We start from the raw sequence: 22170 nt of genomic DNA on the forward strand, positions 1-22170 counted from the left end.
GTAGACATGTGATCACAACGAAACCGTTCGAGCTGGATCACGAGCAAGCATTGAATATCCTCATGAAGGCCAATGAAATGAAAAAGGTAGTACATATGAACTCTCCTGGTCCTCTACGACATGATACGCTAACTTGTATTACATCATGGATAGAGAAATACGATCTGGGCATTCCGATAGGCTGCCGTTCGGACATTTGGGTGAATTACCGCGAGAAGGCAGACGGCGGATGGTACGACGATCCTGAGAGATGCCCGGTTGCCCCCATATTCAGGCTGGGTATTTACATCATCAATGATATGGTTCGAATACTCGGGCCGGCGCATAAGGTTTCCGTATTGAGTTCACGACTGATCACGGAACGGCCTACTGTTGACAATTCGCAGCTAAGTCTATTGTTCCAGAATGGGGCGATTGCCAATATTTTTGGGAGCTTTTGTGTAGATGACAGCCAGAGGTATAACAACACAATGACATTGAATTATGAACATGGCACGATCTATTGCAATGTAATGCCCAAGGAAGACGGTGCGGCGAATAAACTGCTTCTTGTAACCCGGGACAAACATAGCAAGGAAAGAGTCATGGAAGAAGTTGAGGTAACAGGCGATCCGGGCGACTATCAGTGGGAGGCGTTCTATCATTCGGTACTCGGTGAGAAAGTGAATGAGCAAGCCTATATCCACGATATCGTTGAAGGACTGAAGATTATTGAAGCGATGAAAAGATCCGACAAGACAGGAATGATAGAGGTTGTATAGGGGGAGAAGTATGAAAATTGGGGTTGGGTTGTATGGAAATAACGGCGGGCATCAAGTACACGGAGAACTGGTAGACCACCCAGATGCTAAGGTTGTCGCTGTTGCGGCTATGAATAGGGAAACTCTTAGGCCTGAGCAGCAAGCTGACACGGAGATCAGGTATTACGAAACGCTGGAAGAAATGCTAAGCGATGAGCGGGTCCAGGTCGTTTCCCTTTGTTCACCGCGAAGAGCGGATCAGGCTGAGGAAGCGATTCTCTGTATGACCAAGGGCAGGCATGTGTATGCGGAGAAACCATGTGCCACGAATGAAGGCGATATAGATCGATTGCTAGCAACAGTCATACAAACAGGCTGCACGTTCCGGGAAATGGCGGGCACGGGCTTCGAACAACCATACCTCGCCATGCGCAATATTGTCCAATCCGGGATAATTGGCGAGGTTGTACAAGTGTTTGCTCAGAAATCATATCCTTACCATGACAGGCGTCCACAGGATGAATCGATTGATGGTGGACTGATCGGTCAGAACGGCATCCATGCGGTTAGGTTCGTTGAGCATGTCGCTTGTGTGAAGATCAAGCATATATACGCAGTGGAATCCAAGCTTGGAAACCCTTCGCCGGATGGTGATCTGCACATGGCAGCGAGCATGATGATGGAGCTTGAGAATGGGGGTGTTGCCAGTATTGTGGCGAACTATTTGAACGTTAAAGGTTTTGGAAGTTGGGGCAATGAGCATTTGCGCGTGTTTGGCACCAAGGGGTTTATAGAAAGTGTAGATGGCGGGTCCCGTACAAGGCTGGTCGTAGGAGATCGGGATATGGGGGCCATTGATACGTCTGAATCGGGTCCAAGTTATTTCGATAGATTTATTAAGAGCATACTCGGTCAAGCGGAAATGCCTCTAACACTGGAAGATGAACTGCACAGTACGAGAATGGTCGTAAAAGCAAAGGCATTCGCTCACGAATATGAAATATACAAGCAAGGGAGTGTGTAGACGATGGCAGATGGAAGAATGGTTGTGTACAATTCAGACGCCGGAGGTATTCCGAACGTCTATCTGGCCTTAACGCTGGGGCATACCGGGAGCTGAGTCACACGAAAAAGTCACAGGATGCTGCGGTGCACACGGCCGATGGAATCCACTAATAGTCTGGTCAAATTGAATAATTTTTACTTAATGAATAAGATAAGTTGCGAAAATCGGTTTACAACTTCGGATTATTTGATTATCATAGAGATAAGTTAATCATTAAGTTAATAGCGGGCTAACACGTTTTTGCTGAAGGAGGGAGAGATAGATGGTCAATGCGGAACGGCTTTCTTTCCAAGGAATAACGACAAATTCTGTCTACTCGAGAACGAATCTAGTCACGATCCGCAATATGGCCCGTCCTTATGTGGATGTACCAGGGGAGTGGAAGTTTCCGCCTCAGTTCGAGCAGCTTGTCGATCAGGTCGTTGCCGCCCGTGCTGCCGGGAAACCGGTTATTTGGTCGATGGGGGCGCATGTAATCAAGAACGGGCTGTCCCGATACATAATCGAGCTGGTGAAGGAAGGCGTGCTGACCCATGTATCCGGCAACGGAGCGACAAGTATTCACGACTTCGAGCTTACTTTTCTCGGGGAAACGTCAGAGGATGTCGCCCGTTCGATTGAAGACGGATCGTTCGGCATGTGGGAAGAGACAGGCCGATACATGAACGAGGCGATCCAGCAAGGTGATGCGGCAGGACTCGGGTACGGTGAGAGCCTATACCGTTATGCAACAGCCTATCCAGAGCGGTTTCCCTATATCGACGATTGCGTATTCGTGCAGTGTCAGCGGTACGGCGTACCTTATACGTGTCACATCTCGATCGGCACCGATATTATTCATCAGCATCCTATCGTCGACTTTGGCGCTTTGGGAGGAACAACTGGACGAGACTTCAACCAGATATGCCGTTCGATCGCAGCATTGGAACACGGAGGCGTATATCTGAACTTTGGTTCAGCTATCTCGGGTCCCGAATTGTTCATGCACGGACTGGCTCTTGCCCGCAACAAGGGAATACGTATGGAAGGGATCGTTGCTGCTAACTTCGACATCGTCCCGGTAACTGCGGAGGAAACACCTCCGCAGTCCGACCCGAACTACCATTACAGGCCGCGCCGCGTATTCGTGGACCGATTGTCTGAAATCGACGGCACCGGGTATTTGTTCCACGGGCTGCATCAGCTGACGATCCCGCATTTCTTCGAACAAGTACTTCGCCGAAAACGTGAGCTCGGGATCGAGTTTCCTACTGTGGCTGCTGGGGCAGACGGGACTAGGGTCGAAGGGCCGAAGGGACTTGGCGGGGAGACGAGACTGTACCCGGTGCGGGAACGGGCAAGCGGATTGCATCTCGCTGGTATGGCCAGTCCCGGGCAAGATGATGCGGTCATCCCGCAATGGCCGACTGAACCAAGGCAGAGCAGCGAATTCGCCGAATTCATCAGCCGACTTGAAGCGGCGAAAGATCAGCAACGGATGGTTGTTTGCTCGCTAGGTGGGAACGTCATTGCAAGCGGTGTCAATCGGTACTTGATCGACCTCATCGCACGTGGGTACATAAGCCACATCGCAGTGAACGGTGCTTCTTGCTTTCAAGATATGGAGCTGGCTGCGTTCGGCCATACGGATGAGCTGGAGGTGGGGGCGCTTCGCGAAGGCAAATTCGGCATGTGGCGGGAGCCAGGGGACATTATGCACCGTGCACTTGCTGAGGGAGATGAGGACGGTCTCGGTTTCGGAGACAGCCTGATCGAGTATGCGAACAAACACCCTGAGCAATTTCCACATATCGAAGAGAGCTTGTTCGGTGCTTGTTCACGATACGGTATTCCGTACACTTGCCATATTACGATCGGGATCGACGACATCCAGCTTCACCCCGCTGCCGACTTTACCGTACTTGGCCGGGCAAGTGGTCTTGACTTCCAGACCTATTGTCATTCCGTCGCCAATCTAGAAGGAGGCGCGTTCCTTAACTTCGGTTCGACTGTGACCGGTCCGGAAGTATTCCTGAAGGCACTCTCGATCGCTCGTAATTTGCAGTACACGGTCCATCACATCACGACCGCCAATTTCGATATCGTCCGACTCGGCGATTATTCCCGGAAAGTCGGGTATGAAGATTGGGATTATTATTACCGGCCTCGTAAAAACATTATCCATCGCCCAACCAGCTTGGGAGGGAAAGGTTATCATTTTGAAGGCCTGCATCAGCTGACGATTCCGGCGATATGGAGGGGGATTAGCAAGACATGACGAACAATACTATCGGTTCGCCGGGGCAAGTGAAAGTGGTGCTGTTCGACTTCGATGGGACGTTATCGACGTTAAGAGCCGGGTGGGAAGAAGTAATGGCTCCTTTCATGAAGGAGTCGATTATCGGCAACCAAGTGTTGTCCGCTGAGCAAACGGCGGAGCTGGAAGCGGAGATCGCGGATCAAATCGATCAGTCGACTGGTACTCAGACGATCTTCCAAATGTTGTGGCTTGTGGAGCAGGTGAAACTCAAAGGATGGAATCCGCAAGTACTGGGCGAATGGGAATACAAGTCGGAGTACAATCGTCGTCTGCTGGAGCGGGTGAACGATCATATAAGCGGGCTGCAGACTGGGAAGTACGTAGCGGAGCACTTTCTGATGAAGGGATCGCTGGAGCTGCTCGAACTGCTGCAGTCGTGTGGGATCGAGATGTATGTAGCGAGCGGATCGGACCATCCCGATGTCGTCCATGAGGCGGAAGTGCTGGGCATTCGCCATTATTTCAAGGAAATCGCCGGAGCCCCGTTAGGCCGCGCTGATTGTTCGAAAGTCAAAGTGATGCGTGATCTGCTTGTCGAGAAAGGTCTTCAAGGACATGAATTGGCCATCATCGGGGACGGTAAAGTGGAAATCCGGCTGGCCAAGGAGAATGGTGCATTGTCGCTAGGCATCGCCAGTGACGAAACCCGGCGCGAAGGAATTAATCCGGTGAAGGAGAAACGGCTGCTTGCAGCGGGGGCGGATCGGATTACCGGCGATTACACGGACCTTGCGTTATGGGCGAACTGGTTAGGAGTCGACAAACAATGAGTGCGCAGGGGATCGATTTCTCAAGTGCCGTAGTAGTGAGTGGCAAGCAGTCAGCACCAGCCGAACTGAGAGCGATTGAAGTGCTGATGGAAGAGGTCACGAAACGAATGGGGATCACTCACCGGTTATTGCACGAGCTTCCGAGGGAAACGTCCGGCAATGAGCTGATTATCGTCGTGGGCTCGAAGGAATCGCTGCAGCAGGTAATGGAATCAAATGAATGGCTTGTCGAAGCGGGCAAGCTGGCTGCAGAGGGATATATAGTACGCAGAGGCGAGTGTGCGGGTCAACCGGCTGTATTCGTCATCGGAGCAGACGCTCGCGGGGTATTGTTCGGGATTGGCAAGCTGCTGCGCAACATGTCGTGGAAGGAACGTTCAGTTCGTCTTATCGGCAATCTGAACATCGTGACTTCGCCGCGGTTCGCCCTGCGCGGGCATCAGCTCGGCTACCGCCCGAAGACGAATGCGTACGACGCTTGGACGGTCGAGCAGTACGATCAATATATTCGCGAATTGGCACTATTCGGAGCGAACTGCATCGAGATATTACCTCCCCGCACCGACGACGCCAAGACGGGGCCGCTGATGAAGGTCGATCCGCTTCAGATGATGATCCGACTGTCCGAGACGATTCATTCCTATGGACTCGATACGTGGGTCTGGTATCCGAATCTTGGCAAAGATTATGTCAGCCCTGCTGCTATAGAGGAGGAACTGGCCGAACGTAAGGAAATATTCCGCCTCGTACCGCACATTCAAGCGGTGTTTATTCCAGGGAGCGACCCCGGAGATATGGAGCCGGATCTGCTGTTCGAATGGACAGATCGAATCGCAGAATTGTTGAATCGCTATCATCCAGAAGCGAAGATATGGTTATCTCCGCAAGTGATGTCGCACGAATCGCGACCGTGGCTGGAGTCGTTCTATGCGAACGTTGAACGGGAACCTAAGTGGTTGGGCGGTGTTGTATTCGGACCGCATGTCGACGATCCTTTGCCGGAATTGCGTCGACGAGTACCTGCGAAATATCCAATTCGTCGGTATGAGGATATTACGCACAACTTCATCTGCCAATACCCGGTCGCCGACTGGGATCGGGCGTACGCGCTTACACTTGGACGTGAATGCTATAATCCCAGACCTCTGGCGCAGAAACAGATCCACAACGTCATCGCGCCGTATGCGAATGGCAACATCTGTTATTCGGAAGGCATTAATGACGATGTCAATAAATTCATTTGGTTGGATCAGGATTGGGATCCGGAGACGCCGGTCATCGAAACGCTACGTGATTATGCAAGGGTGTTCATCGGCCCTGATTATGTAGAAGCAGTCGCTTATGGATTGATGGCGCAAGAAGACAATTGGGTCGGCCCGCTTGCGGTCAACGACCGGGTGGACATAACGCTGCAGCAGTGGAAGCAGATGGAACGAAACGCATCACCGCAAGTGCTGGGCAATTACCGTTTCCAGATGGGTTTGATTCGAGCTTATTATGACGCGTACACGAAGCGTCGGTTGATCTACGAGACGGAGCTGGAGTACAGGGCGAAGGATGCGCTTCGGGAGGCAGAGCAGACCGGCAGTCTCTCCGCGATGGAGAAGATGGAGCACATTCTGCAGCTTGCCCGCACGGAACCGGTCGCTCAAGATTATAAGCTCCGGTGCGAACAATTAGCCGATGAATTGTTCACCAACATCGGCTCGCAGCTGACCGTGAGCCGTCATTATGCAAGTCACCTGGAGCGCGGTGCTTTCGTCGAAGCGATCGATTCCCCGCTTAATGATGTAAGGTGGCTGCGTGAGCAAAGCGGAATCGTACGTGAGCAGGCGAGTGAATCGGCAAGATTGGCACATATCGAGCAGATGCTCGACCGAACTAATCCTGGGCCGGGCGGCTATTATGACAACTTGGGTTCCCCGAGCAGTGCACACCGCATAGATTCGGGAACGGGCTGGGACAATGACCCTGGTTATCTAAGCTCACCGCGAACGGCACATATGCCCGGCATGATGATGATGAGCGACAATCGCCACAAAGAGCTGGGCGGCGTGCCGCTAGCTTGGGAGAATACGGCGAACGTCGTGCTAGATACACCGCTCACAGTTAGATATGATTACCTGTCTTCGAACTGCCGCTACACCGTGAGGATCACGTATATCGGTGAGTCCAGGGGGGACGGCTACTGGGTAACGTTGACGGCGAACAGCGAGCACATCGTGCACGAGAACATGCATATTCGCTCCGCATCCGTCATAACGGTTCAGTCGGACATTCCGACGGAAGCGACTGCGGATGGCACGCTGCAGTTGACGTTCCGCAGGGTGAGAGGGTTCAAACGGCTGCACGTCGCGGAAATATGGCTTATGGTCGTCGATGAAGACGACTCCAGAAACTCGGTGGCAAATACGAAATAGTAGGGGGATATTCATGTTCCTGACGTATGAGAAGCTTGGCCGACGCATTATTGAGCTGGAGAAGTACCGATACAGCGACTTTCACGAATTTCCGACGTTCCGCTTCTGGATCGACGAGCAGGCGGAAATCGCCGCGAAACCTCCGGAAGACGCCGAATGGGGTCACATTGCCGTTGGCGATCGTTGGGAAGGCTGGGATTTGACCGCTTGGCTGAAGACGGAGGTAGTCGTCCCACCGCAATGGACCGGGCAACAAGCCCTTGGTTTGTTCGACTTCGGCAAGACGGGCGACGGACACAACTGGGGATTTGAATCGCTGCTGTACATCAACGGTTCCCCGTTCCAAGGAGTAGGCAGCAATCATCAGGAAGTATTCTTGCCAGACTCGCTCGTAGGTCAGACCATTGAACTGATGTTCAAAGTGTGGAGCGGACTGAGCGGCGGGGACGGAACGAGGACAATCCAGGAGCACAAGCTGCGCAAGGCCGGACTCGCGTTACTGGAGAAGGAAGCAGACGATCTGTATTACACGGCATTGGCCGCTTATCAGACGTTAGACGTATTGGATGCTAACAGCTGGGAGCATCAGGCGCTGCTCAAAGCACTTGACCGCGCGTTCCTGCTCATCAACTGGCGAGTCCCCGGCGATGAAGTATTCTATGCCAGCGTTAACGAGGCTAACCAGAAGCTGAAGGATGAGCTCGCCAAGCTGCCGAAAAACAATCCGCTTACGATCACGTGCATCGGACATACGCACATCGACGTTGCTTGGCTGTGGCGGCTCAAGCATACGCGCGAGAAGTCGGCCCGTTCGTTCTCGACCGTACTACGGCTGATGGAACAGTTTCCCGAATACGTATTCCTGCAAACACAGCCGCAGCTGTACGAATATATCGAGCACGACTACCCGGAGCTGTTCGAGAAAATAAAGGAACGTGTAGCCGAAGGCCGCTGGGAAGCAGCCGGTGCGATGTGGCTCGAATCGGACTGCAACGTCCCATCAGGGGAATCTCTTGTCCGTCAGCTTGTGTACGGTAAGCGTTATTTTGAGCAAAAGTTCGACTCGGCCTGCGAATATTTGTGGTTGCCGGACGTGTTCGGCTACAGCTGGGCGCTGCCGCAAATATTGAGCAAGAGCGGGATCAAATATTTCATGACGACGAAAATTAGCTGGAACGTGTACAATCGATTCCCGAACGATACGTTCTACTGGCGCGGGATCGACGGTACGGAAATATTGACCCATTACATTACGACACCGGACCCAGGTGCACGCGGAGACAAATTTACGAAGTTTTATACGTATAATGGTCAAGTGCTTCCGTCGACAGTGACAGGCATCTGGAACAATTATCGCGATAAAGAAGTGAACGACGAAGAACTGCTGCTATCGTATGGTTATGGTGATGGTGGCGGGGGTCCGACCCGGACGATGCTGGAGATGCGGCGACGACTGGAGACAATGCCTGGTGTACCGAAGGTCGTAACCGGGCGAGCTGGCGAGTTCTTCAACCGGCTCGAGAGCAAAGTCGAAGCAACGGACCGCTACGTCCATCATTGGGACGGCGAACTGTACCTGGAGCTGCACCGCGGGACGTACACATCGCAGGCGTACAACAAGCGGATGAACCGCAAGATGGAGCTATTGCTGCGCGATGCCGAGGTCGTGTCCAGCTTCAACTGTCTGCATGGCGGTTATGCGACATATCCGCAGCAGCAGCTGTACGACAGCTGGAAGATCGTGCTGCGGAACCAATTCCACGATATATTGCCAGGATCATCGATCACCGAGGTGTACGAAGATTGCCATGTCGAATATGCTGAAGCAGAGCAGCTAGCACTCGCTTCACTGAACAGTGGAATGAAGGGACTGGTCGCTGGATTGCAGCCGGACGGACGTGATCGCTGGATTGTGTTCAACTCGCTGCCATGGTCACGCAACGAACTCGTGGAACTGTCGTGGGATAACCGATTTGCCGATGGAATATGGCGTGACGGTGCAGGCAACTCGATTGTAACACATCGGGTGAATGACGATGCGGCCGGACAGAGATTGCTGCTGAAAGTAAACGACATTCCGAGTATGGGGTACACGACGATTTATTTCGAGGAAGCAGCTCTTGCTCCGACAGCGAGCTCAGCGGAGTTTCAGTCTGCAGCGGCTCCGATCACAGTAGGTAAAGAAGGAGCTTCGACGCCGTTCTACGAGATCACGTGGAATTCGTCCGGGCAGTTGACGCGGTTGTATGATAAACGGCTGCAACGAGAAGTACTTGCTCCGGGCGAAGTGGCGAACCGCTTCGATGTGCACGAGGACAAACCGGCTTATCACGATAACTGGGAAATCGACATCTTCTATGTTGAGAAAGTGCGCCATGTGACTGACCTGCAATCGTTAGCCGTAGTCGAGAACAGCGCGCTTCGCACCGTCATTCGATCCGAGTGGCATTACGGCAAGACGGTGATCAAGCAGGATATGATCTTGTATCCGGACAATCCACGTATTGACTTCGCTACATGGGTCGATTGGCAGGAGCGCGAGACGCTGCTCAAGGTGGCATTCCCCGTGCTCGTCCGTGCAACAGCGGCAACATACGAGATTCAATTCGGCAACGTGCAGCGCCCGACACACTGGAATACGAGCTGGGATTATGCCCGCTTCGAGACGTGTGCACACAAGTGGGTCGACTTGTCCGAGCGCGGCTTGGGCGTCAGCGTGTTGAACGATTGCAAGTACGGTCATGATGTCAAGGACAACGTGGTGCGTATTACATTGATCAAGTCTTCGAACAAACCAGATCCGAACTGTGATCGCTGTGAACATACGTTTACTTACGCGCTGCTGCCGCACGAAGGAGACTGGTTCGCGGCAGGCACGGTGGAACAGGCGCATCGGTTGAACGTGCCCGTTACGACTGCGGCGGTCCCAGCACTGCCCAATGAAGATGGCCATAGTCCCAACACAGACGGACTACCTCAAGCGCTCAGCATGATTAGTGTCAGTGGTGACCATGTTGTCATCGATACGGTGAAGAAAGCAGAGGATTCCGATGCCTGGATTGTGCGCTGTTACGAATACGCGGGCAAGCGGGGAGAGGTGTCGTTGACGACACATTATCCGATCGCGAATGTGGAAGAAGTCAATTTGATGGAGCGCGAACCGGTCGTTGTATCCCATGCGAAGCAGGGCTTCTACGCCTATTTCAAACCGTTCGAGCTGAAGACGTTTCGTATTGATTTTGCGGTAGTCCGATAAACTTTACAGCAAGTTTCCCTCCTTATATAGTTGGATTAGTTTAATGACAAAGTATAACGGAGTGACCATGATTAACACGATTAAGCAAGCCTATTTGCAGCAAGTTAAGCAACAGAACATATCGGCCGTGTTAAACGTAATTTGGGAGCATCAGTCCATTTCGCGTGTAGAAATTGTCGAGAAAACGGGTCTGACATCGGGAACGGTATCGAATTTGACACAGGAGCTGATCCAGTTAGGCGTCATTCGAGAATACGAAGCCGTGTCAGGTGCAGTAGGACGCAAACGGATCATGCTCGGATTCAATCCCGACCCTTACCGGATTATCGGCATCGATATCGGACGATCGACCATCGAGGTTGTACTGACCGACCTGACAGGGAAAGTTCTTTCCTTAGCGGAAGAACAAACAGCAGACTTGCGCGGACCGGATTCAATACTGGTGGTTATTGCTCCGCATGTGGAACGTATGAAGGAACTGGCGACGGCTAACGGAGGACTTGTGCTCGGAATCGCCGCCGCCGTACCGGGGCCTATGGATTTGGAGAAAGGAATTTTACTCAACCCGCCTAACTTTCCGGGGTGGGACGGTTATCCGCTTCGCGATGAATTGAAGGCACGCTTTGCGCTACCGGCCTATATCGAAGATGATGCTCGTACGTCCGCCTTAGCGGAAAGGTGGTATGGGGTGGGCAAGGGCAACAAGGATCTCGTGTTCATAACGATGGGGATGGGGATCGGCGGAGGTATTGTAATGAAAGGTGAGCTCGTCCGGGGAACGAACGGGCTCTACGGTCAAGTCGGCCATATGACGATCGTCCCGGATGGGAAAATCTGCGCCTGCGGAAATCGCGGCTGCTGGGAAACGGTAGGCTCCATACCGGGCATCTTGCAGCGTTCATCGAGTGAAGCGAAGACGATGGAGGATATGATGCGGCTCGTTCGCGAAGGAAATCCGCAAGCATGCAAATGCTTGGAGGACACGCTGCATTACTTGGAATTGGCCATTATCAACGTGTTCAATATGTACGATCCGGAACAAATCGTGCTCGGTGGAAGGTTGTATCCCTACTTATCGGATTATATCGGTGAAGTGAGGAAGCGGGTAAGACTACGCACCTTCTCGTTCGCCAAAGCACGGGTACAGATTACCTCCTCCACATTCGGGACGTCTCAAAGTGTGATAGGGGCCACGGCCGTCGTGTTCGGCAAGCTGCTGGACTCACCGCTCGATACGTTGTTCGCTTGACAGGCAATACACGTGAGGACTACGGCAGGAACGCTATTCTCCATACAATTAACTTAATCATTACCTAAATGAAATGATATACATTTGCAGCCAATAAACAGCTATGATTAATAGGGAGGGAAGGAGTTATCCATGATTAATACAAACAATCACTTGTCTTCCACTCCACAATATGATGGGTTGTCGTCACGTGAGCGGGTAGAGGACATCTTGCACCGCATTTCTCACCTCAAAGTAGGTGTTGTGGGCGATGGGTGCCTGGATGTGTATTGGCATGCAGACATGACGATCAGCGAGTTGTCCAGGGAGACGCCGCATCACAATATGCCGATCGTGGATGAATATTTATCTCCTGGGGCAGCAGCTAATGTCGCTGCCAACTACAAAGATTTGGGCTGTGCGGAAGTATATTTCTGCTCTGTGATCGGCAATGATTGGCGTGGTAATATGCTGCAGGAAGCTTTGCATCGGCTTGGGATCGACTCCAGCTCAGTGCTCATCTCTACTACTAGAGTTACGCCGGCCTATTGCAAAACGATTCGATTCGGATTGCAAAAGGTACAACAGGAACATCCTCGCATTGATTTTATTAACAACTCTGATTTGTCCGAGTCCGAACTGGAGCAGTTTATTGTCAAGCTGGATCAAATGGCCGAAAAGGTCGACATCATCAGCGTCACCGATCAGCTGAATTACGGTGTCGTCAATTCGCTCGTTCGCGAGAGGCTGCAGTATTGGGCGCAACAAGGTAAACTGATCATTGCCGACAGCCGGGATCGGATCGGATTGTTCGAAGGCTTGATAGTCAAGCCGAACGAGTTGGAAGCGCTACGTTGGTATTATGGCAATTCGACATATCCGAACCCTACGGACGATGACTTGATCAAAGCCGGAATCCACCTGTCGCGCAGTGTCGGGGCGCCTTGCTGCATCACGATCGGAGAACGGGGAGCATTATGGATCGATCACGAGCAGTGTACGTACGTGCCGACGGAACAAGTACTGCCTCCGATTGATATCGTCGGCGCCGGGGATTGCTTCACTTCGTCATTGCTATCGGCATTAAGCACAGGATGCAGTGGTCCAGAAGCGACGGCGTTCGCCCATCTAAGCGCGGCGATAGCCGTTCGTAAGATAGGTCGAACGGGTACGGCAACTCCGAGGGAAATCATTTCCCGGTACGAAGAAATCTATTGCGGGAACGGGTGCGAATGACAGATGGCGGCACAACTATATCGACCAATGCGTAACTACGGTTGCCGTATAACCGATGACTTGGTGTACAAAGGGTATCGTTCGCTCATCCTGGAAAATGAGATCATGTTCATCCAACTGCTGCTTGACAAAGGCTCCGAACCGATTCGCTGGCTGCATAAGCCGACAGACACCGATTTCATCTGGTATACACGGCTCGGATTACTTCCTGCCACTCAGATTCACTCGGATTATCAGATGACATACTTGGGCGGCTGGCAGGAGATGTTCCCGGAAGTCAGCCAGACGCATCATTATCGCGGAGCGCTGCTGCATCGCGGGGAGGCTGCCATTACGCCGTGGGATTACGAGATTGTGAAGGACGAACCGGACGAGATCGTCGTCTTGCTGTCGAACCGCATGCGCTCCTTACCGCTTCGTATTGAGAAGACCATTACTCTGCAATCCGGCAGCTCGAAAATCCGCATTGAAGAAACCGTTTTCAACGAGTCGAGAGCGGCAGTGATGGAAGCGAACTGGGGGCATCATCTGGCATACGGGCCGCCGTTCCTGAATGAGCAGACGCGTGTGGAGATTGAGAAGGGTGCTATCATTCTTAATCCGGAACAGGAGGAGACGACGCTTTGGCCGAATGTTGTTCAGAACGGCGTAAACGTTGATTTGTCGGAAATGGCGGCATCCGGCAGTAAACGCGACTTGTTATACATCATGTCGCACAATGGGAAATACCGGCTCAAACGACCTGACGACGGAATGGTGCTGGAGGTACGGTGGGATCAACAAGTTTGGCCTTATTTGTGGTATTGGCAAAATTTTAGAGAGAACATGGATGCGCCGTTTTTCGGTTGCGAGTACAATATCGGGTTGGAAATGTTCAACGTCCCGCCCAAGCTAACTGTGGCCGACGCAGTGGAGAGAGGCATGGCGTTGGAAGTTCCTCCGAGCGGTACGTTGTCGTCTTGGATTGAATTCGAAATATTCTCTTGAGGAGGAATTGAAATGAAAGCGGTTGTCAATTATCAAGCCGGAGGCGGTATGGTTGAGGTTCGAGACGTCCAGATACCTAGTAAGCTGGCACCCAGAGAAATATTGATCCAAGTGCAAGCGGCAGGTGTCTGCGGCAGCGATCTGCATATGTACCATGACATTCAGGGCTTCCCGGTTAATCGTCCAGTGACGCTCGGGCATGAATATTCAGGCATTGTAGCCGCCGTAGGTTCGGAGGTCACCCTCTTCTGTGTAGGAGACCGTGTCGTCAGCGAAACCCCTGCCTATATTTGCGAGAAATGCATGTATTGCCGGACCGGTCAATATAATCTGTGCCCGACTCGCCGGGGGTTCGGTGTACTCGAGAATGGTGCCATGGCGGAATATGTGAGAACAAGAGAAGCCATCGTACATAAGGTGCCTGACAATGTTTCGTTCGAGAAAGCGGCGATGACGGAGCCGACCTGTGTCGCTTATAATGCAGTCGCTCATCATTCCCGCATTCGTCCTGGCGATTATGTTGTCGTGTTTGGACCGGGACCGATCGGATTGATGTGTGTCCAAGTGGCCAAATTGTTCTCCCCCGGGAGATTGACAATCGTCGGAACGAGCAAGGATAAGAATCGACTGGAAATCGCCAAGCAATTCGGAGCCGATACGGTCATAGTAGGTGATGAACAAGATGTGGTGCAAGAGATTCTTTCCTACGGGGACGGATTCGGACCTGATCTGGTGCTTGATGCGGTCGGCTTATCCATTACGTTGAAACAGAGCATTGAAGTCGTTCGCCCGGCTGGGCAAATAACGAAGATCGGATGGGGCCCGGCTCCGGTTGGATTCTCCCTGGACCCGTTGATTCAGAAAGCGGCTCGTCTGCAAGGCTCATTCAGCCACAACTATCCGATGTGGGAAAAGGTGTTGTTGATGATGGGCAACGGCGAGATTGATCCGCTGCCGATGACGAAGTCTTATGGGATCGACCAATGGAAAGCAGCCTTCGATGAAATGGATTCATTGGTACATGCCAAGTCGATCCTATTACCCCAATTATAAATCGTAGGAGTGAAGTAAATGGAACCGATTGTGCAAATTTCATTGGATTTAACGAACATCAAGGACGCGCTCGAAATGGCTGAAATCGCCGTAGAAGCCGGTATCGATTGGATAGAAGCTGGCACCCCGCTGCTTCTGGGAGAAGGGCTCCACGCTGTGACAGCATTACGGAAAGCGTTCCCAAACCACCCGATCGTAGCAGACTTGAAGACGATGGACGGTGGTTATCTAGAGGCGGAAATGATGGCGAAGGCAGGCGCGACTCATGTCGTCGTCATGGGGGTAGCTCACCCGGCCACGATTCGAGCTGTGGTCAAAGCAGCACGTGATTATAACATCAAGGTCATGGGCGATATAATGGCGTCCCCTGACAAGGTAGAATGCGCCCAAATACTGGAGGCGAACGGTGTCGACTATATCATTGTTCATACCGGTTTCGACGAGAGAGGGGAAGACCCCGCAAGAAATCCGTTCGATCATCTTCATGAGGTGGTAAACGCCGTATCGATCCCGGTTCAAGCTGTGGGAGGTCTTTCCGTTCCGCAGGCCGCTGAAATGCCCAAACACGGTGCCCCATTGGTAGTCGTCGGAGCGCCGCTTGTTATCGATAAGAAAGAGTTCCGCCCGAGTACAGACAAATCGGAATTAAAGGCCGTATTGCAAGATCTTGTGGCCAAAGTGAAGAACGCCTAAGAAAAGAGGGCTGAGAATGAATACGAGCAACAGTGCTAGAATTGCTGTATTCCCGAAAGGGTACATGGATGAATTATCCGATGGGAGAATGTCACTTGAGGAATGGATTGAAATGGCCGGCACATTGGGAGCGGACGGACTGGAATTGTATCCGTTATTTCTGAAGCAGCTGGATGAAGATTATTTGCAGGGAGTGATGGAAGCAGCGGCCCGACAAGGCCTGGAAATTCCGATGATGTGTGCTTCACCGGATTTTACGCATCCCGATGCTGCTCACCGGGCGCAAGAAATCGTCAAAATGCAGCAGATGATCGATGTGATGGCCTATGTCGGACCGAAGCCATTCCGCAGCTGCCGGGTGCTGTCCGGGCAGAAACGTCCCGAAGTGTCCAGGGAAGACGGGATCCGCTGGACGGTTGAGAGCATCAAGCAATTGCTCCCGTATGCAGAGGAGAAACAAGTCCACTTGGTGATGGAGAACCATTACAAGGATGGGTTCTGGATTCATCCCGAGTTCGCCCAACAGTCCGATATTTATCTGGAAATCATCGGGCAAATATCGTCCCCGTGGTTCGGCGTGAATTATGATCCTTCCAATGCCATCTTCGCAGGGGAAGATCCGTTGAAGTTATTGAGTAAAGTGAAGCATAGAGTCATTACGATGCATGCAAGTGACCGTTATATGAAGGAAGGATACACGCTGGATGATCTGAAGGATTATTCCATACAAGGTTATTCCGCGGCACTGGCCCATGGGGTAATCGGGAAAGGCATGAACGACTACGATGCCATTTTCTCCGAGCTGGGAAGTGTTCATTATCGAGGCTGGATTTCGATTGAAGACGGGGTGAACGGCCTCGGGGATTTACGCGAATCCGTTATTTTCTTACGGGAGAAAGTTGCCGAATATTTGCAGGACGCCAAGTAATCCAGAGGGGGAAAGACTTTGAAGGCATTTATGATTCATGAACCGAATAAATACTCCGTTGTTGATATTCCTGTCTCCGAGCCTGGGGATGGAGAGGTGCTTGTTCGATCCATGTATGCCGGCATATGCGGGACGGACCTGGAACTTGTTAAAGGCATGGTCCGCGCAGATGCAGTGAACTATCCATGTGTGCCCGGCCATGAGTGGAGCGGGATCGTGGAGAAGGTCGGTCCTGGCGTAACCAATCTTAAACGCGGGGACAGGGTCGTTTCCGAAGGCGTTCAACATTGCGGGCATTGTCGGTTTTGCAGACAGGGGCAGACCAATCTTTGCGAGCATATGAAGGAACTTGGGTTCACCATTCCGGGTGGTTTGTCCGAATATGTGGTCGCAAATGCGAGGATGGTCCATCGTTTGCCGGATCAGTTCCCTCTGGATATGGCCGCGTTGATTGAGCCGACAGCTGTAGTCACTCGTGGGGTGTGGCGTGCCAAGCCCAAGCCGGGCGAGACGATTGCGGTAATCGGTCCCGGAACTGTTGGCCTCTTGGCCGTTATGATTTCCATGTTGTTTTCTCCGCGTAAACTGATTCTGATAGGGGTTACCGATGAGTCGTTAGCACTTGGCCAAAGTCTGGGAGCCACGGATATGATCAATATAAGTAAAGAGGATGTAGCGGGTAGGGTATCAGAACTGACAGACGGATTCGGAGCCGATATCGTAATTGAATGTGCGGGGAAGAGCAGTGCTGTGGGAATGGCATTCTCCATCGTTCGCAGGGGTGGAAAGGTCGTATTGCTTGGGGCAGCCGGCAAGGATGCGAGAATGGAACTGTACAGCGACATCTTCCATGTGAAGGATCTTGAAATTCACGGTATTCTCTCCTACACCAAAGAGACGTGGCAGGATGCCGTCAACCTGGTGACCAATCGTCTGATTCCTGTAGAGCAATTGATCCGTCATCGGTTCTCGCTTGACGAGGTCAACAAGGCGCTGGATGTTCTGGATTCCGGTAAAAGCGTAGGGAAATCACTTATAGAAATATACCAGTTTCTTGAAATAACTTAAAGATTAAAGTAATAGAAACAATCGATCAATAAGGAAGTGAAGTGCTAGTGCCAACCGTACATGCAATTGGTCCAAGAGAACATTTTACCGGGGTGTATTCCTTGCTTCTGACCCCCTTTATGCCGGATGGCTCGGTTGATTGGAGCTGTTACGACACATATGTTGATTGGCAGCTTTCCATGCACCCACACGGTCTGTTCGCAGTATGCGGCAGCAGTGAGATGGGGCGACTGACAACGGAAGAGCGGATCACATTAGCGAAGCGAGCGGTGGAACGAGCCGGGGACATACCGGTTATCGCGACAGCTAACGTCGACATCAATACTGACAATCATAATGAGGAAATGCTCCGTATGGCGGAAACCGGTGTATCCGCGATCGTCTTTATACCGCCGAAGGGAATGGGTGACAATCAGGAGCTGCTCGGCGAATATTTCGCTCGCCTAGCCGACCGATCGCCGCTGCCTGTCATTTTATACGAATGTCCGCTGTATAAGCCGCATCTTATCGATCCGCATGTGTACAGCACATTGGTTGAGGGCAAAGGCATTATTGGGATTAAAGATACCACATGTACGGTAGACGGGATTCAGGCGAAGATTACGGGTGCACCAGAAGGGATCGTTTACCAAGCGAACACACAGTACATGCTGGAGGCGATTCGCCTCGGTGCTGGTGGCATTATGGCCATCACGGCCACGGCTGCAGTGGATGTCGTACTCAAGCTGTGGAACACTGCCACTTCCGGATCCGCAGAAGCTATCGATCTGCATCAGAAGCTCGTGCAGCTGAACACGATTCTTGAAATGGGCTATACCGCAACCGCGAAGTATCTCGTATCCTTACGCGGTGTGCCGATGGGATGCGAGACGAGGACGGGCAGCAAGTTAAGCATGGAGGCGGCAGCAGCGATGCGCGCATGGCACCAATCTACATTTTGAAGTAGGGGAGATGGAGAGACGATGACAAAGACAATTCGCGTAGGAATTATCGGTAGTGGGGGAGTAGCAAGAGCACACGCCAACAATTACAAGTCACTTCCAGGAGTAGAGATCGTCGGGGTAGCGGATATTGTTCCTGGAAAAGCCAAGGAGTTTATCGAAGCAAGACAACTAGACGGGGCAAAGGCGTTCGAAAATCACCTCGATCTGCTGAACGAAGACATAGATGCCGTTAGCGTCTGTACGCCGCACGTCGCTCATCATCGCACAACGGTCGATGCGCTGCTCGCAGGTAAACACGTACTTGTCGAGAAACCAATGTGCTCCACATTAGAGCAAGCGATAGAAATGGTCGAAGCGGGTAAAAAGTCAGGGAAAATATTGACGGTGGGCTTCCAGCCGCGATATGACCCTAACCATAAGGCGATGAAACAAATTGTGGAGTCGGGGCAGCTCGGAAAAGTGTATTACGTACAGACAGGTGCCGGACGTCGCCGCGGTATGGCGGGTGGTACATTCATCAACAAAGAAATATCAGGTGCAGGTGCTATATTCGACATCGGCTGCTATTCGCTCGATATGGCCCTGAACACGATCGGTTATCCGAAACCGCTCACCGTCTCTGCTTACACGTCCAATTACTTCGGGACGAATCCCAAATATCACAGCCAATCGGATCAATTCCAAGTCGACGACTTCGGTGTTGCCATGATTCGTCTCGAAGGTGACATCCTGCTCAACTTCAAGATCTCGTGGGCGATGCATGCGGACTCCTTCGGACCCACATTGTTCCTCGGTACGGAAGGCGGGCTGAAGACTAACCCAACCGGACAGACGTGGGACAGCCAGGTTGCAGACATGACTTTATTCCACGACATTCTGGGACACCAGACTGACACGATCATTCCGGTTAAACAACACAAGATCGACGTATTCCATGAAAAAGTTCGCGATTTTGTAGAGGCCATCCGTGAAAACCGACCAGCTCCGATCCCGGGAGAGCAAATCCTGATCAACCAAGCGATTCTCGACGGTATTCTCCGTTCTTCAGAATTACGCCGGGAAGTTGAAGTCCATATTCCTAAATTCTAGAGGCGCTCGCGGCTGAAGATTACACACTAATATGATTTGAGAGGACTTGATGACAATATGAATTGGAAGATTGGAATGCGCGTACCAAGAAAGATCGGGGAGCAGGGGTTCGAATATACGGCCAGCTGGGCGGCAAGTGTTGGACTTGATGTGCTGGACGTCGGGGGACCCGACTTGGCTGACAAGAAGGAAACGTGCGACCGGCATGGCCTTGAGATCGGCTCTGTAGACGCCAACCTTGTAAGCCATTTGCTTAGTATAGACGATGCTAAACGGGAAAATGCGCTCGTGTCCGTTAAGAAGCAGATGGATGATATGGCTTCCATAGGGGCGAGCGTCATGTTCATGTGCTTGGTTCCGGAAGACCGTAAAATGCCGCGCCGCGAAACATTTGCCTTATGGAAAGATACCTTTCCTGAGCTGGTCCAGTATGCCGAAAAGAAGGGCGTGTACATAGCCATCGAAGGGTGGCCAGGACCGGGTCCCGAACTTCCGACTATCGGTTGTACGCCGGAAATGTGGCGAGCCATGTTCGAGGCGATTCCTTCCAAACATTTCGGCCTGAACTACGACCCTTCTCACCTTGTTTGGCTGCGCATCGACTATTTGCGGGCGCTGGCAGAATTCGGCGAGCGGGTGAACCACTGTCACGGCAAGGACACCGAAATCTTGTATGAAGAGCTGTATGAAAGCGGCGTAATCGCTCCGACTTTTGGCTCGAAATATCACGATTGCGGCGGCTCCTGGCGGTACACCATTCCGGGCCACGGCCTTGTCGAATGGGATAAGATCGCAGTTCGGCTCGATCGGTTCGGCTACAAAGGAGCCATATGCATTGAACTGGAGGATCACCGGTTCCGCGGTACGCTCGAGAACGAACAGCAAGGCATTCAGAAAGCCTACGAGCACTTAGCGAGATATTTCAAGTAATTGTGCATATGCATACGTTCGATACCGGTGGCCATCTGGTAACCGGTATACGGGAGAAGTCACGAACATTTACCGCCAGAAACGATTGGAAGATGATACACTTATTGAATACTGCGGTCACGAAATGTGGGCTTCTAACGGAGAGGGGATGATCTTCGTCAAGTACAATCCAAGTCCGCTCAAGCCGACCGGCGTTTTTTATGTAGACAAAAAGGGATAGACTTGGGAATTTATTAATGGCGACTATGGGTATTGGCATGCGTGTGCGAGCCCTGATGGCAAGTATATTGTCGTCGATACGCAATCAACGAGAGGAAGAGAGGATCATAATGGGACAAAAGAAACAGAAAGTTCGGATCGGGATGGTAGGATACAAATTTATGGGCAAAGCCCACAGTAACGCATTCCGTGGGCTTCCGTTCTTCTTCGACAGCGAAGCGGAGCCGGTCATGCAGGCCATTACGGGTCGGGACGAGGGAGCGACGAAGCAAGCGGCGGACAAATGGGGCTGGGTTTCCTATGAGACGGACTGGCGCCGCCTGATCGAACGGGATGATATCGACTTGATCGATATTTGTACACCGAACGATAGTCATGCCGAGATTGCGATTGCTGCTGCACTAGCGGGTAAGCATATCCTATGCGAGAAGCCGCTCGCGATGAATAGTGGGCAGACAGCGAAGGTATGGGAAGCCGCCCGTACATCAGGTGTTACCCATATGATTTGCCATAACTATCGGTTTGTTCCAGCCATTCGTTATGCCAAACAATTGATCGACGATGGTGTGCTCGGGACAATCTATCATTTCCGCGGTACGTATTTGCAGGATTGGATCATGGACCCGCAGTTCCCGCTCGTCTGGCGGCTTAGCAAGACTACATGCGGCTCCGGCACACACGGCGACATTATGGCGCACTCGATCGATCTGGCCCGCTATTTGATCGGTGAAATCTCCGAAGTGAGCGGCATGATGGAGACGTTCATCAAGCAGCGGCCATTGCTTGACGGAGGTATGGGGGAAGTTGACGTTGATGATGCGGTCGCTTTTCTAGCCCGATTCAACAATGGAGTATTCGGTGTGTTCGAAGCTTCCCGTTTCGGGAAAGGCCATCGGAACAGCAACCAATTCGAGATTAATGGTTCGAAAGGGTCGATCCGTTGGAGTATGGACAACATGAACAATCTCGAACTATACCTCGAAGAAGGCGTGCAGGGCTCACATGGATTCCGTTCTATTAACTGCACGGAACAAGCTCATCCCTATGCCGGTGCCTACTGGCCTGCTGGTCATATTATCGGGTACGAGCATACGTTCATCAATTTGGTGCACGAGCTGATGCGCGGCGTTACGACGAACACAAGCCCTATGCCGAATTTCGAGGATGGTCATCGCAACCAACTCGTATTGGACGCGGTGATGAAGTCGGCCGAAACGAAGATGTGGGTATCGATAGAGGGATAA

17 protein-coding genes are annotated in these 22170 nt (G+C 52.0%); all 17 read left to right on the forward strand.

The window, feature by feature from the left end; genetic code table 11:
- The coding region (locus AC1DWB_RS24180; protein WP_477543655.1) for a Gfo/Idh/MocA family protein at nucleotides 1–761 on the forward strand (761 nt) is incomplete at its 5' end.
- 10 nt (nucleotides 762–771) lie between these two features.
- Nucleotides 772–1764 (forward strand): Gfo/Idh/MocA family protein, encoded by a 993-nt coding sequence (locus AC1DWB_RS24185; protein WP_477543656.1) that lies wholly within the window; start codon nucleotides 772–774, stop codon nucleotides 1762–1764.
- Between the two features lie 304 nt (nucleotides 1765–2068).
- Nucleotides 2069–4063 carry a GSU2086 family protein gene (locus AC1DWB_RS24190; protein WP_477543657.1) on the forward strand — a complete coding sequence of 665 codons (1995 nt, stop codon included), beginning with the start codon at nucleotides 2069–2071 and terminating at the stop codon, nucleotides 4061–4063.
- Complete coding sequence (locus tag AC1DWB_RS24195; protein WP_477543658.1) at nucleotides 4060–4875, forward strand: HAD family hydrolase; 816 nt, start codon at nucleotides 4060–4062, stop codon at nucleotides 4873–4875. Before AC1DWB_RS24190 ends, AC1DWB_RS24195 begins: the two co-directional genes overlap by 4 nt.
- Nucleotides 4872–7295, forward strand: a complete 2424-nt coding sequence (locus tag AC1DWB_RS24200; RefSeq protein ID WP_477543659.1) for an alpha-glucuronidase family glycosyl hydrolase — start codon at nucleotides 4872–4874, stop codon at nucleotides 7293–7295. Before AC1DWB_RS24195 ends, AC1DWB_RS24200 begins: the two co-directional genes overlap by 4 nt.
- Nucleotides 7296–7308: 13 nt before the next feature.
- Nucleotides 7309–10551, forward strand: coding sequence for an alpha-mannosidase (locus AC1DWB_RS24205; protein WP_477543660.1), 3243 nt, complete (start codon nucleotides 7309–7311; stop codon nucleotides 10549–10551).
- A 43-nt stretch (nucleotides 10552–10594) separates the two neighbouring features.
- Nucleotides 10595–11800, forward strand: a complete 1206-nt coding sequence (locus AC1DWB_RS24210) for an ROK family transcriptional regulator (RefSeq protein WP_477543661.1) — start codon at nucleotides 10595–10597, stop codon at nucleotides 11798–11800.
- A gap of 132 nt (nucleotides 11801–11932) precedes the next feature.
- Entirely contained in the window at nucleotides 11933–13015 is a 1083-nt protein-coding gene (locus AC1DWB_RS24215; protein WP_477543662.1) for a bifunctional heptose 7-phosphate kinase/heptose 1-phosphate adenyltransferase, read from the forward strand.
- 3 nt (nucleotides 13016–13018) lie between these two features.
- Nucleotides 13019–14002: a DUF4432 family protein gene (locus AC1DWB_RS24220; RefSeq protein WP_477543663.1), complete on the forward strand. Its 984-nt coding sequence runs from the start codon at nucleotides 13019–13021 to the stop codon at nucleotides 14000–14002.
- Between the two features lie 12 nt (nucleotides 14003–14014).
- Nucleotides 14015–15055, forward strand: coding sequence for a zinc-binding dehydrogenase (locus AC1DWB_RS24225; protein WP_477543664.1), 1041 nt, complete (start codon nucleotides 14015–14017; stop codon nucleotides 15053–15055).
- An 18-nt stretch (nucleotides 15056–15073) separates the two neighbouring features.
- Complete coding sequence (locus tag AC1DWB_RS24230) at nucleotides 15074–15748, forward strand: orotidine 5'-phosphate decarboxylase / HUMPS family protein (protein WP_477543665.1); 675 nt, start codon at nucleotides 15074–15076, stop codon at nucleotides 15746–15748.
- A 16-nt stretch (nucleotides 15749–15764) separates the two neighbouring features.
- A complete protein-coding gene (locus AC1DWB_RS24235; protein ID WP_477543666.1) occupies nucleotides 15765–16676 on the forward strand; it encodes a sugar phosphate isomerase/epimerase family protein in 912 nt (303 codons plus the stop codon).
- Between the two features lie 18 nt (nucleotides 16677–16694).
- On the forward strand, nucleotides 16695–17744 hold the full coding sequence (locus AC1DWB_RS24240; RefSeq protein ID WP_477543667.1) for a zinc-dependent alcohol dehydrogenase: 1050 nt from the start codon (nucleotides 16695–16697) through the stop codon (nucleotides 17742–17744).
- Between the two features lie 47 nt (nucleotides 17745–17791).
- Nucleotides 17792–18685, forward strand: coding sequence for a dihydrodipicolinate synthase family protein (locus tag AC1DWB_RS24245; RefSeq protein WP_477543668.1), 894 nt, complete (start codon nucleotides 17792–17794; stop codon nucleotides 18683–18685).
- A 21-nt stretch (nucleotides 18686–18706) separates the two neighbouring features.
- Complete coding sequence (locus tag AC1DWB_RS24250) at nucleotides 18707–19777, forward strand: Gfo/Idh/MocA family protein (protein ID WP_477543669.1); 1071 nt, start codon at nucleotides 18707–18709, stop codon at nucleotides 19775–19777.
- A 75-nt stretch (nucleotides 19778–19852) separates the two neighbouring features.
- Nucleotides 19853–20707: a sugar phosphate isomerase/epimerase family protein gene (locus AC1DWB_RS24255; RefSeq protein WP_477543670.1), complete on the forward strand. Its 855-nt coding sequence runs from the start codon at nucleotides 19853–19855 to the stop codon at nucleotides 20705–20707.
- Nucleotides 20708–21036: 329 nt separating this feature from the next.
- The gene (locus tag AC1DWB_RS24260) at nucleotides 21037–22170 is read left to right on the forward strand and encodes a Gfo/Idh/MocA family protein (RefSeq protein WP_477543671.1); all 1134 of its coding nucleotides are present in this window, start codon (nucleotides 21037–21039) and stop codon (nucleotides 22168–22170) included.

Source organism: Paenibacillus sp. P4_E11 (assembly GCF_056401635.1).

Coding starts and splice junctions, on each gene's coding strand:
- AC1DWB_RS24250 (WP_477543669.1), top strand. CDS start 18,707: ATGACAAAGACAATTCGCGTAGGAATTATCGGTAGTGGGGGAGTAGCA.
- AC1DWB_RS24200 (WP_477543659.1), top strand. CDS start 4,872: ATGAGTGCGCAGGGGATCGATTTCTCAAGTGCCGTAGTAGTGAGTGGC.
- AC1DWB_RS24195 (WP_477543658.1), top strand. CDS start 4,060: ATGACGAACAATACTATCGGTTCGCCGGGGCAAGTGAAAGTGGTGCTG.
- AC1DWB_RS24225 (WP_477543664.1), top strand. CDS start 14,015: ATGAAAGCGGTTGTCAATTATCAAGCCGGAGGCGGTATGGTTGAGGTT.
- AC1DWB_RS24190 (WP_477543657.1), top strand. CDS start 2,069: ATGGTCAATGCGGAACGGCTTTCTTTCCAAGGAATAACGACAAATTCT.
- AC1DWB_RS24260 (WP_477543671.1), top strand. CDS start 21,037: ATGGGACAAAAGAAACAGAAAGTTCGGATCGGGATGGTAGGATACAAA.
- AC1DWB_RS24235 (WP_477543666.1), top strand. CDS start 15,765: ATGAATACGAGCAACAGTGCTAGAATTGCTGTATTCCCGAAAGGGTAC.
- AC1DWB_RS24185 (WP_477543656.1), top strand. CDS start 772: ATGAAAATTGGGGTTGGGTTGTATGGAAATAACGGCGGGCATCAAGTA.
- AC1DWB_RS24220 (WP_477543663.1), top strand. CDS start 13,019: ATGGCGGCACAACTATATCGACCAATGCGTAACTACGGTTGCCGTATA.
- AC1DWB_RS24255 (WP_477543670.1), top strand. CDS start 19,853: ATGCGCGTACCAAGAAAGATCGGGGAGCAGGGGTTCGAATATACGGCC.
- AC1DWB_RS24215 (WP_477543662.1), top strand. CDS start 11,933: ATGATTAATACAAACAATCACTTGTCTTCCACTCCACAATATGATGGG.
- AC1DWB_RS24230 (WP_477543665.1), top strand. CDS start 15,074: ATGGAACCGATTGTGCAAATTTCATTGGATTTAACGAACATCAAGGAC.
- AC1DWB_RS24205 (WP_477543660.1), top strand. CDS start 7,309: ATGTTCCTGACGTATGAGAAGCTTGGCCGACGCATTATTGAGCTGGAG.
- AC1DWB_RS24210 (WP_477543661.1), top strand. CDS start 10,595: ATGACAAAGTATAACGGAGTGACCATGATTAACACGATTAAGCAAGCC.